We start from the raw sequence: 13,506 nt of genomic DNA, 5'->3' as shown, positions 1-13,506 counted from the left end.
TTTTATTAACAAACGTGTACAATCCTTGAATTCACATAAGGAGTGCATAATGAGCGCAGCTAAAATCGGTGTTATCACCCTCTTTCTGCTAATGGCTATCGGCGGTATCGGCGGCGTCATGCTGGCAGGCTACACATTCATTTTACGTGCCGGGTAAGGCGGCTCGCTAATCGCTCAAACCCGCGATCAACTATCACTGCCGCCAGCGCGACCAGCAGCGCGCCCTGAATCACATAAGCGGTATTGAACCCGCTAAGCCCGATAATAATCGGCGTGCCCAGCGTGTTCGCCCCGACGGTTGAGGCGATTGTTGCGGTGCCGATATTAATAATCACCGACGTGCGAATCCCCGCCAGGATGACCGGTGCCGCCAGCGGCAACTCCACTTTGCGCAGCCGCTGGCTCTGACTCATTCCCATTCCGCTGGCTACCTCCATCACGCTGGGAGAAATGCCGCCGAGTCCCGCCAGTGTTGCCTGCAGGATCGGTAACACGCCATACAGGATCAGCGCGATAATCGCGGGTTCAAGCCCAAACCCCATCACCGGTACGGCGATTGCCAGCACGGCGACCGGAGGAAAAGTCTGCCCCACGGCGGCAATCGTTTCCACCATCGGCCTGAATTCCACGCCCCAGGACCGGGTTACCACAACTCCCGCCCCCGTGCCGATGATGACGGCGATAAGACTTGAAATCCCCACCAGCGCAAAGTGGCTTAACGCCAGCGTCGTAAAACTTTCCTGCTGATACACCGGTCGCGGCAACTCGGGGAACAGCGAACTAAACAGGGCCTGACTGTGCGGTAACCCGACCAACAGGATCAGGAACAGGACAACCAGCCAAAGCAGCGGATCAGCAAGACGTTTCACGGGTCGGCATCTCCGAAAGCAGATCGCGAAAATGAAGCGTCCCGCAAGGCAACCCCTGCGGCGTCACAACCGGTAAAACCTCGCAACCGCGCGCCACAAACACCGACAACGCATCACGAAGCGTCATCTCATCCACCAGCGGTTCACCATCTGAGCGTTCGCCGCGACGGATAAAATCACCTACCGTGCGCAGTGACAACAGCCTTACGCCCAGTTCACTACGGCCAAAAAAGGTTTGCACGAAATCATTCGCTGGCGCAGTCAGCATCGACATCGGCGCACCTTGCTGCACAACCTTTCCTGCATCCATCAGAACCAGATGCTCCGCCAGCCTCAGCGCCTCATCGATATCATGTGTCACCAGCACAATGGTACGCCCCAGCAGACGGTGAATGCGCGTCATCTCCAGTTGCAGCGCACCGCGGGTGACCGGATCCAACGCGCCAAAAGGCTCATCCATCAATAGCACCTGCGGGTCTGCCGCCAACGCACGCGCAACCCCGACCCGCTGCTGCTGTCCGCCGGAAAGCTGATGCGGATAACGGTGACGCAAACTCGCCTCAAGACCCAGCAGCGCCATCAGTTCATCTGTTCGGTCATCAATACGTGAGCGCGACCACTTTTGCAGCTGTGGTACGGTGGCGATGTTCTGCGCAACGGTCCAGTGTGGAAACAAACCAATCGACTGAATCGCGTACCCCATACGTCGTCGTAACTCCAGCACCGGCAGGCTGCGGATCTCCTCCCCGGCAAATCGGATCTGCCCGCTGTCATGCTCCACCAGACGGTTGATCATCTTCAGCGTGGTGGACTTCCCCGAACCCGACGTACCAATTAATACTGAAAAGCTGCCCTCCCCTAACTGCAGATTAAGGTCATCGACGGCCCTGTGCTGACCATAGGTTTTACTGACATGGCGAAATTCAATCATTATTCGATACCTTTAGCAGCGCGAGACCTAAATCAAACAGCGCATCAATCAACACTGCCAGCACAACTACCGGGATCACACCCAGCAGAACTAAATCAACGGCGCTACTGAGCAATCCCTGAAAGACCAGCGCGCCAAATCCCCCTGCGCCAATCAGCGCGGCAATCACCGCCATCCCCACTGTCTGGATCATGACCACCCGCAAGCTGCGCAAGAAGACCGGCAACGCCAGTGGAAACTGCACCGAGATAAACCGCTGCCGCGCGCTCATCCCCATCGCCCGGGCGCTTTCCAGCACATCGCGTGGAACCTGATTCAATCCAGCCACTACGCCGCGAACCAGCGGTAAGAGCGCATACAGTACCAACGCAATAAGCGCAGGCGTCAGACCGGTTCCGGCGACGCCAAGCGAACCCAACACCGGAAAGTGCTTCACCAGCCCGGCGAGGGGCGCAATTAACAGGCCAAACAGCGCGACGGAGGGAATGGTCTGGATGATATTCAGTGCCGCGAATACCGGCCCCTGGCGAGCGACAGAAAAAGCACACCAGACGCCCAGCGGCACGCCAATAAGCATCGCGGGCACCACGGTAGCGAACAGAATTGTCAAATGTTGCGCCAGTGCGTCATTAAAGACATCCTGACGGTTGGCATATTCTTTAAGCAGAGAAAGATCGTTAAACGTGCCGGAGAACAAAAGCACCAGCGGCAAAATAAACATTTGCGCATGCAACAGCCATCGCCATGACGCTTGTTCGGTGATGCGACGGATGGCGTCACTGGCGGCCAGCAGCATCAGCCCCAGTCCCAACCAGAACCCGCTGCCCAGACTGGTTCTGGCCAGCGGGCTACCGGTCTGGGCCAGATACGTTGCCGTTGCTCCTGCGGTTACCAGCGCCGCAATCACCAACAGCTGGCTAATAACAAGCGTCAATATATTGCCTGACTTTCCCGGTACAAAGCACAGAAGAAACAGCAGCAAGCAAGCCACCGCCAATCCCCACGCCATGTCGGGCCGGATATCCCAGAGTTGACGACCTTCGCCGGAAACCAGGCGATTGGGAGCATAGCTAATGAAAGGAAGCGCTGCCGCCGCGAAGGTAAGAAGCACCAGCAGCAGCAACACCCGATTTACTGAAATTTTCGACAAAACACCCACCCGCTGCAAACTCCGTTACTTCACCCATCCTTTTTGCTTCAGGTAGTCTGCTGCGACTTTTTTCGCATCCAGCCCCTCCACGGCAATACTGGCATTCAGTTGTTGCAGCGTTTTTTCATCCAGGCTGGCAAATACCGGTTGTAGCCATTCTCCCATTTGCGGGTAGTCCTTCAGTACCGATTCACGCACAACGGGCGCAGGGGCATAAATGGGCTGGACGCCTTTTGGATCGCTTAATGTTTGCAGACCGAGCGCCGCAACCGGACCGTCGGTGCCGTAGGCCATCGCCGCATTGACTCCAGAAGTCTGCTGCGCCGCCGCTTTAATTGTCACCGCGGTATCACCACCCGCCAGCGACAACAACTGATTTTGCTTCAGCTTGAAATCATAGGCTTTTTCAAACGCAGGCAACGCGTCAGCGCGTTCGATGAATTCCGCAGAGGCGGCAAGCTTGAACGTTCCCCCGTCTTTCAGGTAACGACCTAAATCAGCAAGCGACTCTAGCTTGTTCTTTTGTGCGATATCCTGGCGTATAGCAATGGTCCAGGTATTGTTGGCGGGCGCAGGCGTTAGCCAGACCAGCTTATTTTGCTCTGCGTCCAGCTTTTTCACTTTGTCGAAACCGGCCTGCGCATTCTTCCACGCAGGATCATTCTCATCTTTAAAAAAGAATGCCCCATTGCCGGTATATTCCGGATAAATATCCAGCTCACCGGAGGTGATGGCTCCACGCACTACCGGAGTGGTACCCAGTTGTACTTTATTGACGGTTTTCACGCCGTGACTTTCGAGCACCTGCAAAATAATGTTGCCGAGCAGCGCCCCTTCGGTATCTATTTTTGAACCGACCGTGACGGGTGACGCGGCCTGTAAGGGTAAGCTTATCGCGGCTAAAAGCGCCAGTGAGCCCACCCATACTTTTGAGATTATCATGCTGTACTCCTCATCCTTTTGCGGCCCTTTTCAGAGACTTGAGGAAAAAGCATAGTCGAAAAATCAAGCCTTAACCTGGCAATTGGGTAGTAACACTGAGAGTTATTAGCGGTAAGGCGATAATAAAATAAAAAAATCCGGCAAACCCAAAGTGAATTTGCCGGATGATTCTATTTAGTCAGCCTGGTAAGCGTAACGCCATCAGGCATGATGCGTGGCTTTATTCATCAATTACAGCAGCTCAAATTCGCCCTGCTTCACTCTGGCGGAATCAACGCCGATAAAGACGTTGAACTTGCCCGGTTCCGCATCGTATTGCATGCGCTGGTTCCAAAACTTCAGCGCTTCAACGTCAATCGGGAAGCTTACGGTCTGGGTTTCACCCGGCTTAAGATTTACTTTCTCAAAACCTTTCAGCTGTTGTACCGGACGACTCATTGACGCGGTCACATCCTGCAAATACATCTGAATAACCGTCGCACCTTCGCGCTTGCCTGTGTTGGTCACCTGCACGCTGGCCGTCACTGTCCCGTCACGCTTCATCGTTGGGGAAGAGAGTTTCACATCAGAAACCGTGAACGTGGTATAGCTCAGGCCATAGCCAAAGGGATACAACGGACCATTCGCTTCATCAAAGTAGCGCGACGTGTACTTATTCGGCTTATCGGCATTATATGGGCGGCCGGTATTGAGATGGCTGTAATAGACCGGGATCTGTCCAACAGAGCGCGGGAAAGACATCGGCAGCTTACCTGACGGGTTGTAATCGCCAAACAGCACATCGGCGATGGCGTTACCGCCTTCCGTCCCGGCAAACCAGGTTTCAAGGATCGCATCGGCCTGTTGGTCTTCCTTAACCAGCGCCAGCGGACGTCCATTCATCAGCACCAGAACCAACGGTTTACCCGTGGTTTTCAGCGCAGTAATCAGGTCACGCTGACTCTGCGGAATAGTGATATCGGTGCGGCTGGAAGCTTCATGCGCCATTCCCTGCGCCTCGCCGACGACCGCGACCACGACGTCAGACTGCTTCGCGGCGTTAACGGCCTCATCGATCATCGCCTGCGGCGAACGCGGGTCAACCTTCACCGCCTCTTCATACAGATTGAGGAAATCAACAATGCCTTTGTCGTTGGTGATGTTCGCCCCTTTCGCGTACACCACTTTACCCTGCTCACCGATGGCGTTTTTAATCCCCGTCAGCACCGTTACCGACTGATCGGCCACACCGGCAGCAGACCAACTGCCCATGACATCACGCTTGCTGTCAGCCAGCGGACCGACAACCGCCACGGTGGCGGATTTTTTCAGCGGCAATGTTTCCAGACGGTTCTTCAGCAGTACCAGACTTTCACGCGCCACTTCACGCGCTTCTTTGCGATGCAATCGGCTTTCCGCATTGGTGTCCTGCGGGTCAGATTCTTTGGCCCCCAGATGGCTGTACGGATCGTTAAACAGGCCCATATCATATTTCACGTTCAGCACGTGGCGCGCGGCGTCATCCAGTTCCGCCATCGTGACTTTGCCTGACTTAATCAACCCCGGCAGGTATTTGCTGTAATACTCATCGCTCATGCTCATGTTGATGCCGGACTTGATCGCCACGCGGACTGCATCTTCAGGATCGGAGGCGGTGCCGTGCTTAATCAGTTCCTTAATCGCGCCGTGATCGGAAACGGTGATGCCCTTAAAGCCCCACTCATCGCGCAGCACGTCTTTTAACAGCCAGGCATCCGAGGTTGCTGGCGTACCGTTCAGCGAATTAAGCCCTACCATCACCGCACCGCTACCAGCATCCAGTCCGGCTTTGTACGGCGGCATGTAGTCGTTGAACAGACGCTGCGGGCTCATATCGACGGTGTTATATTCCTTGCCGCCCTCAACCGCGCCATAGGCGGCGAAGTGCTTAACGCTGGTCATCACCGAATACCTGTCGGCCGGGCTTTTCCCCTGCATCGCTTCCACCATGGTTTTGCCCATTGTGGCGGTCAAATACGTATCTTCACCAAATCCTTCTGAGGCACGCCCCCAGCGCGGATCGCGCGAGACGTCGACCATCGGCGCCCAGGTCATATTCAGACCATCATCGGCGGCTTCATACGCAGAAACCCGACCAACGGTTCTGACCGCATCGAGATTAAAGGAGGACGCCAGACCGAGGCTAATGGGGAACACGGTACGCTGGCCGTGCAATACGTCGTAGGCAAAAAAGAGAGGGATTTTCAGGCGGCTGAGTTCCATCACCTGATCCTGCATTTTGCGGATATCCTGGCGTGTGACGGTGTTAAAAATAGCCCCAACCTGCCCGTCTTTGATCATCTCGCGGATGGCTTCTTTCGGATTATCAGGCCCGACGCTTATCAAACGGAGTTGCCCAATTTTCTCATCAACGGTCATTTGCTTGAGTAAATCGGTAACGAAGGCATCCCGCGCTTCTGGCGTCAGCGGATGGTTACCAAACAGAGTGTCCGCCAACGCGGGTTGCAACGCCAGACTCACCGCGACACCTACAGAACATAGCCATTTCATGTTGATTCTCTCTTTATTTTTTCCCGACGAGGCAGCGAAAATATAACAAAAACCGCAGTTTGCCGTAAGACTAAACGGGAGCGATAAAGAAAGCTAAGGTTATTCTCCTAATTTTCAAAACCAGCGCGAATCAGTAGAAGACGAACCAGAGACAATATGAATGAGAAAGCGTATTGTCATACAAAGCGCTATGCTTGTTCCTGATATTGAGTCCCACCACAAGGAGTGGAGAATGTCTTCCATTACAACAGATAATAAAGCTTTTCTGAATGAACTGACCCGTCTGGTGGGTCATTCACACCTGCTCACAGACCCTGCTAAAACCGCCCGCTATCGCAAGGGCTTCCGCTCCGGCCAGGGCGATGCGCTTGCCGTCGTGTTCCCGGGCTCGCTTTTAGAACTGTGGCGCGTTTTGAGCGCCTGCGTCGCCGCAGATAAAATCATCCTGATGCAGGCCGCAAACACCGGTCTGACCGAAGGCTCTACGCCGAGCGGTAATGATTATGACCGCGAGATTGTCATTATCAGCACTCTGCGTCTTGATAAGCTGCACGTCATTGGCAAAGGCGAACAGGTTTTGGCTTACCCTGGAACCACGCTTTATTCGCTGGAAAAAGCGCTCAAACCGTTTGGCCGTGAGCCGCATTCAGTGATCGGTTCGTCTTGCATCGGCGCTTCGGTTATCGGCGGCATTTGCAACAACTCCGGCGGCTCGCTGGTACAGCGCGGTCCGGCATACACGGAGATGTCGCTGTTTGCGCGTATTGACGAACAGGGCAAATTACAGCTGGTTAACCATCTGGGTATCGAGCTGGGCCAGACCCCGGAGCAGATCCTGAGCAAACTTGATGACGAGCGGATTAAAGATGACGATGTCCGCCATGACGGGCGTCATGCGCACGATCACGACTACGTTACCCGCGTCAGAGATATCGAGGCGGACACGCCTGCACGCTATAACGCCGACCCGGATAGATTGTTTGAATCATCCGGTTGTGCCGGCAAGCTCGCGGTTTTCGCCGTGCGCCTGGACACCTTCGAAGCCGAAAAAAACCAGCAGGTCTTTTATATCGGCACCAACCAGCCAGAGGTATTGACAGAGATCCGCCGGCATATTCTGGCAAAATTTGAGCATCTGCCGGTCGCCGGTGAATACATGCACCGCGATATTTACGACATTGCTGAGCAATACGGCAAAGATACGTTTCTGATGATCGACAAGCTCGGCACCGACAAAATGCCGTTCTTCTTCACCCTGAAAGGTCGCACCGATGCGATGCTGGAAAAAGTGAAAATTTTCCGTCCGCACTTCACCGATCGCGCAATGCAGAAATTTGGTCATTTGTTCCCCAGCCACTTACCGGCGCGCATGAAAAGCTGGCGCGATAAGTACGAACATCACCTGCTGTTAAAAATGGCCGGCGGCGGCGTGGCTGAAGCGCAAAACTGGCTTAGCGAATATTTCAAAACCGCTGAAGGCGATTTCTTTGCCTGTACCGCGGAAGAAGGCAGCAAGGCGTTTTTACACCGCTTTGCGGCGGCTGGCGCGGCTATACGTTATCAGGCCGTGCATGCCGATGAAGTGGAAGATATTCTGGCGCTGGATATCGCGCTACGCCGTAACGATACCGAATGGTACGAGCATCTGCCTCCAGAGATCGACAGCCAACTGGTGCACAAACTCTATTACGGTCACTTTATGTGCTACGTCTTCCATCAGGATTACATTGTGAAAAAAGGCGTGGACGCGCATGCGCTGAAAGAGCAAATGCTGGAACTCCTGCGCGAGCGTGGGGCGCAGTATCCGGCAGAGCACAACGTCGGGCATCTGTATCAGGCGCCGGAAACCTTGACCCGTTTTTACCGTGAGAACGATCCCACCAACAGTATGAATCCGGGTATTGGGAAAACGAGTAAGCAGAAGTTCTGGAAAGAGTCGTAAAGCAAAAAAAAGATAAGCGCCACCGGGCATGTTGCCGGGGGCGCTTCGCTTGCCCGGCCTACAGCCACATTAGTTTTGTGCAGGCCGGATAAGACGTCTTGTTTAATCGTTCTGTGCGGTTTGCTCGCCCGTCGCCGAACCTGCCGCCGCCATCTGCGCGGCTTTTTGCTTTTTATAGCTCAGCGCCGCCGCCGGAACCGGCATCACCTTGCCCGTTTCAATCCAGGTACGTAAACGGCTGGCATCGGCAAAGTGGGTATATTTACCAAATGCATCCATCACCACCAGCGCCACCGGTTTGTTATTAATCACCGTGCGCATCACCAGACAGTGACCCGCCGCATTGGTAAACCCGGTTTTCGTTAACTGAATATTCCAGTTATCGCGGTATACCAAATGGTTGGTGTTACGAAACGGCAGCGTATACGCCGGATTGGCAAACGTCGCCATATCTTCGCGCGTCGTACTTAGCTGGCCAATCAGCGGATACTGTTTGCTGGCAATCAGCAGTTTGGTTAAGTCCCGGGCCGTCGAAACGTTATGAATCGATAAGCCGGTGGGTTCCACAAAGCGTGTCTGAGTCATACCGAGCGATTTCGCTTTGGCATTCATGGCTTTGATAAACGCGTTATATCCGCCCGGGTAATGATGCGCCAGGCTCGCCGCCGCGCGGTTTTCTGATGACATCAGCGCCAGCAACAGCATGTCTTTACGGCTAATTTCGCTGTTAAGTCGAACGCGAGAGTAAATGCCTTTCATTTCCGGCGTCTGGCTAATATCAACTTTTAGCTTTTCATTCAGCGGCAGTCGCGCATCAAGCACCACCATCGCCGTCATTAATTTGGTAATCGACGCAATCGGACGCACAAGGTCCGGATGGTTCGAATAGATAACTTTGTTGGTATTCAGATCAACAATCATCGCGCTACCGGATGCTATCTCAGGTTGAGAAGCCGCTGCGGTAGTTGCCGTTTTAGCCACGGCTTGGGGTGCAAAAGGAACGGCCAGCACCAGGGCAAGGCTTAATAATGAAACTCGGAATTTCAGCATGATGAGATTTCTGATAATGGTTCACGCACGTCACAACGCACACCGCCTGAGACTAAGTATTATCTCAAGCTAGCTCAGGCATCATAGCGATCCGGCAGGTTTGCCGCCACAGGAGAATCGTCTCGAAATGCTGCGTTGCTGACTTTTACGTCAACAACGCAGCGCAGACAGGTTTATCCGTCAGAATAACCGATAGCCGTAACCCCACAGGATTACCGTAATAGCCAGCAAAACTTCCAGTACCAGCACACCGATCGCCAGCGTCGAACTGGAAAAACTTAACCCTTCCTCACGAGTGATATTCAGGAACGTCGGTATACCGAGGTAAAGTAAATAGCCGGTGTAAAACAGCGCGATGGTCCCCACCAATGCGCACAGCCAGACCAGCGGATAAAGTGCGACGAGCCCGCTTAAAAACAGCGGCGTCGCGACATATCCGGCAAACACCATACAATGCGCCAGCGACGGACGCTGCGGGTAATTTCGCGCCATCCACCAGATAACCCGGCCCATGACGGCGACGCCTGCCAGCATCACCCCGTAAAACAGAATCGCCATCGCCAATCCGGTTAACAGGGATAATTTCAGGATATTGCCATCGCCAAAATTCCAGCCGATTTGCGTGGTGCCGATAAACGCGCAAATAACCGGGATTGCCGCCATCAGCAGTACATGGTGGGTGTAGTGATGCGAAACACTTTCGTTTTCGCTGTTGATCACGTGCATTTCACGATCGGGATGGGAAAACAGCCCCCAGACATGGTTCATACCGCCCCCTTCTTGTCAGCTCCGGACCTCAACACTTCAAGTATAATTCAGCTTTTGATTATTTTATGTACACAGGAAAATACCGAAGCGCCAGGTTGTGCTTTTCCGGCATCAAATATTCATAGGGTGTATGCTATTAGTAGTGGAGGTCATACAATCGTATGGATATAAATCATTATGTTGCGCAATACGGCTATGCTGCGTTAATCATCGGCAGCCTGGCGGAAGGCGAAACCATTACCCTGTTAGGCGGCGTGGCGGCACATCAGGGCGTTCTGAAATTTCCGCTGGTGGTACTCTCGGTCGCACTGGGTGGGATGATTGGCGATCAGTTGCTCTATTTACTCGGACGCCGTTTTGGCGGCAAAATTTTGCAGCGTTTCTCGCGCCATCAGGCAAAAATTGATTATGCACAAAAGATGATCCAGCGACGTCCATACCTGTTTGTGGTCGGTACGCGCTTTATGTATGGCTTTCGCGTTATTGGTCCTTTGCTGATTGGCGCCAGTCACCTGCCGCCGAAGATTTTTTTACCGTTGAATATTCTTGGCGCATTTGTCTGGGCATCGCTATTTACCACTCTCGGCTATGTCGGTGGCGAAGTGATTGCGCCGTGGCTGCACAGCCTTGACCAGCATATCAAGCATGGCATCTGGCTGGTGCTGGTTATCGGGATAGTCGCGGGCGTCCGCTGGTGGATGAAACGGCGAAGCGCACGTAAGCGCAATGAAAATGGCCCGACAGCTTAACACCGCGGGCCGAACAGTCAGGACGCGTGATAACCACCACCCAGCGCGCTGGTCAACTGGATTGAGGCATCCAGCCACTGGCCTTGTAAAAGCAGACCGTTGCACTGCTCGCGTAAAGCCGGGATCTTTGCCTCGCTGACCCGGGAGCCAGCAATAATACCGGCATTAAAGCGCGCCTGCGCCAGACCCACGACGCGCTGGGCATCATGCTCAATCTGCTGCTGATGCTGATTTTTCTGCGCCAGTGTTTCCACCTGCGAAGCTGCTCGCGCCACGTCATTCACTGCATCTACCACGGCTTTATTGTAATTCGCCACCGTCAGGTTGCTTTGGGCTTTGGTTATGTCGAGATTCGCATTTAGTCTGCCGCTGTCGAAGACAGGCAGCGTGAGTCCGGCTGTGACACCCATTTGCTGTGCGGAATGGCGGAACAGGTCGCTCAGATGTAACGCATCCTGTTGTAAAAACGCCATCAGATTCACATCGGGATAAAACGCCGCTTTCGCCGCATCAATGCTGCTCAGCGATGATTCGATGTACCAGTGCGCCGCCTGTAAATCCGGTCGGCGGGCCAGTAGCGAGTAACCTAACTGGGACGGGAGCTGACTTTCGACCGCAGGCAGTTTGGTCGTATGGAGCTTCAGGGCAGTGGACTGGGCATTGGTCAGCGCGCTCAGTCGCGCCTCGATGACCTTCATTTTACCGCTGACGTCGTTTAACTGCTGCTCTGTCTTGCTGGAATCGATGTCGGTTTCAACGCCTTCCACTGAAGAAGTAAGACCGTTTTGATACAGCTGACGATCGACGGTAATCACGTTTTGCTGCTCAGTTTCGATTTGCGTCAGCACGGTTTTCAGCGCGGCCTGCGTTTGCCATTCCCAGTACAGTCGAGACACGCCGCTCGCCAGCAGCTGTCGGGTTTGCTCACGCTCGGCTTCACGCGCCTTAACGGCCCCTATACGCGCCGTCACTTCAGCCCGATTCTTACCCCACAGATCCAGATTCCAGCCTGCGGTTAAACCAAAGGTGCCGTTGGTGTACCACGGCCCTGTCGTCCCGGCGGCCGGATCGGTAATGGCAAACGGTCCCATCAGCCCTTCGGCTGACATTCTCTGACGCTCAACGTCCGCGGAGAAGTCGATCTCCGGGCCATCCTGCGCCTCCACCGCCTTAGCCTGTGCCTCCGCCAGTTGAATGCGCTGTTCCGCTACCTGCATATCAGGAGAATTTCGCAACGTGCTGTCAATCAACGCATTAAGCTGGGGGTCATGGTATGCCTTCCACCACTGGCTGTCCGGCCAGCCATTTTTTAACGCTGCGGGCAATGTGGTATCGACATTCGCAGCAGGAGCCTGCTGCGACAGAGACTGGCGGTCATCATGCATTGGCGCGCAGCCTGACATCAGAATAAAAAGCGGCAACAATGCCGCCGGGACTAAAACGGAATTACGATTCATGGAGATATACAGGTAAGAAAAGATGTGCAGAGATTACGACTTGTCGTTCCTGCTTTTTTAGTTACGCGTGGCAATACATCTTTGGCAATAAAATTATATAATCGGAAAAATATACATCAGACAAATAATATAGATTAAATAATTTTAATAATTAATATATGGAGACGTTATGTCACAGAATATCTATGACGACCCTGAGTTCTTTGCAGGATACGCCACGCTGGATCGTTCGGTGAAAGGACTCGATGGCGCGCCAGAATGGCCGACAATACAAGCTATGCTCCCCTCTCTGCAGGGAAAAAACATTCTCGATTTGGGCTGTGGATATGGCTGGTTTTGCCGCTACGCACGCGATAATCAGGCTGCCAGCGTAGTGGGACTGGATATTTCACAAAAGATGTTAACCCAGGCGCACAGTATGACTCAGGGTAATGGCATCGTTTATCAGCGTGAAGATCTCGAAATGCTTACCCTGTCGCCAAATTCCTTTGATCTGGTTTATAGCTCGCTTGCCCTGCACTATTTGCACGATATAGAACGATTATTGGTAACGATTTACCAATCATTAACACCTGGCGGCATGTTAGTTTTTTCTGCCGAGCATCCAATTTATACCGCACCGCTTAACCAGGGCTGGATAAAAGATAAAACCGGGCAACAGTCCTGGCCGGTCAATCATTATCAGCAGGAAGGCGAACGCATCAGTAACTGGTTTGCTGAAGGCGTCAAAAAACAGCACCGTAAACTGGCGACCTGGATTAATGCGTTGATTGGGGCCGGATTCGACATCGTCTGTGTCGATGAATGGGGACCGTCTGCGCAACAGATTGCTGAAAACCCGGCGCTGGATGAAGAAAAAGAGCGGCCAATGGTGTTTCTGCTCAGCGCACGTAAACCAGCATAACAGTACCCCCAGGCAGAATGATTGATACTTTCCTATACTCAATCTGAACTTACCAAAAAAAGGGAAAATTAATGAAAATTCTGCTGTGGGTAATTCTGATTATTTTTCTGATTGGACTGTTGGTGGTAACGGGCGTGTTTAAGATGATTTTCTGATGTTGTCATTTCGCCCAGGCCTGATAGCAGAAATGTCAGGCGATTATTCTCTCTGATGCC

Annotated in this window: 13 protein-coding genes; 5 read left to right on the top strand and 8 right to left on the bottom strand. The window is 53.4% G+C overall.

From position 1 onward, the window contains the following. Positions 1–49: 49 nt before the first annotated feature. Positions 50–157, top strand: coding sequence for a protein YohO (locus WHR59_RS08155; RefSeq protein ID WP_003027354.1), 108 nt, complete (start codon positions 50–52; stop codon positions 155–157). Here the strand turns inward: WHR59_RS08155 and WHR59_RS08150 are convergent. From WHR59_RS08150 to bglX, 5 genes are all read right to left on the bottom strand, one after another. Then, entirely contained in the window at positions 138–869 is a 732-nt protein-coding gene (locus WHR59_RS08150; protein WP_043016934.1) for an ABC transporter permease, read from the bottom strand. The two genes, WHR59_RS08155 and WHR59_RS08150, sit on opposite strands and share 20 nt — an antisense overlap. After that, positions 853–1,800: an ABC transporter ATP-binding protein gene (locus tag WHR59_RS08145; RefSeq protein ID WP_043016935.1), complete on the bottom strand. Its 948-nt coding sequence runs from the start codon at positions 1,798–1,800 to the stop codon at positions 853–855. Before WHR59_RS08145 ends, WHR59_RS08150 begins: the two co-directional genes overlap by 17 nt. Then, entirely contained in the window at positions 1,793–2,959 is a 1,167-nt protein-coding gene (locus WHR59_RS08140; RefSeq protein WP_043016936.1) for an ABC transporter permease, read from the bottom strand. Before WHR59_RS08140 ends, WHR59_RS08145 begins: the two co-directional genes overlap by 8 nt. A 15-nt stretch (positions 2,960–2,974) precedes the next feature. Continuing rightward, positions 2,975–3,892: a glycine betaine ABC transporter substrate-binding protein OsmF gene (gene osmF, locus WHR59_RS08135; protein ID WP_075145921.1), complete on the bottom strand. Its 918-nt coding sequence runs from the start codon at positions 3,890–3,892 to the stop codon at positions 2,975–2,977. Between the two features lie 231 nt (positions 3,893–4,123). Continuing rightward, on the bottom strand, positions 4,124–6,421 hold the full coding sequence (gene bglX, locus WHR59_RS08130; protein ID WP_221922649.1) for a beta-glucosidase BglX: 2,298 nt from the start codon (positions 6,419–6,421) through the stop codon (positions 4,124–4,126). Positions 6,422–6,653: 232 nt separating this feature from the next. Here bglX and dld point away from each other — a divergent pair, with 232 nt between their 5' ends. After that, entirely contained in the window at positions 6,654–8,363 is a 1,710-nt protein-coding gene (gene dld, locus WHR59_RS08125; RefSeq protein WP_043016938.1) for a D-lactate dehydrogenase, read from the top strand. A gap of 102 nt (positions 8,364–8,465) precedes the next feature. Here dld and pbpG read toward each other — a convergent pair whose 3' ends face one another. Both pbpG and WHR59_RS08115 read right to left on the bottom strand, forming a co-directional pair. Further along, positions 8,466–9,413, bottom strand: coding sequence for a D-alanyl-D-alanine endopeptidase (pbpG, locus tag WHR59_RS08120; RefSeq protein ID WP_047410000.1), 948 nt, complete (start codon positions 9,411–9,413; stop codon positions 8,466–8,468). Positions 9,414–9,593: 180 nt separating this feature from the next. Further along, the gene (locus WHR59_RS08115) at positions 9,594–10,181 is read right to left on the bottom strand and encodes a Yip1 family protein (protein ID WP_043016940.1); all 588 of its coding nucleotides are present in this window, start codon (positions 10,179–10,181) and stop codon (positions 9,594–9,596) included. Between the two features lie 161 nt (positions 10,182–10,342). On the opposite strand from WHR59_RS08115, the gene WHR59_RS08110 reads away from it, so the two are divergent. Further along, positions 10,343–10,930, top strand: coding sequence for a DedA family protein (locus tag WHR59_RS08110; RefSeq protein ID WP_043016941.1), 588 nt, complete (start codon positions 10,343–10,345; stop codon positions 10,928–10,930). Between the two features lie 17 nt (positions 10,931–10,947). On the opposite strand, the gene mdtQ is transcribed toward WHR59_RS08110, so the two are convergent. Next, entirely contained in the window at positions 10,948–12,387 is a 1,440-nt protein-coding gene (mdtQ, locus tag WHR59_RS08105) for a multidrug resistance outer membrane protein MdtQ (protein WP_100194590.1), read from the bottom strand. A gap of 169 nt (positions 12,388–12,556) precedes the next feature. Between mdtQ and WHR59_RS08100 the strand changes: the two genes are divergently transcribed. Both WHR59_RS08100 and yohP read left to right on the top strand, forming a co-directional pair. After that, positions 12,557–13,291, top strand: a complete 735-nt coding sequence (locus WHR59_RS08100) for a class I SAM-dependent methyltransferase (RefSeq protein ID WP_080624924.1) — start codon at positions 12,557–12,559, stop codon at positions 13,289–13,291. A 71-nt stretch (positions 13,292–13,362) separates the two neighbouring features. Further along, complete coding sequence (gene yohP / locus WHR59_RS08095) at positions 13,363–13,446, top strand: small membrane protein YohP (RefSeq protein WP_015572324.1); 84 nt, start codon at positions 13,363–13,365, stop codon at positions 13,444–13,446. The last annotated feature ends 60 nt before the right edge of the window (positions 13,447–13,506 follow it).

Source organism: Citrobacter europaeus, from assembly GCF_037482245.1.
Taxonomy (GTDB): Bacteria; Pseudomonadota; Gammaproteobacteria; order Enterobacterales; family Enterobacteriaceae; genus Citrobacter; species Citrobacter europaeus.
Note: the sequence above shows the minus strand (reverse complement) of the source record. Positions and strands in the feature narration are given on the sequence as shown.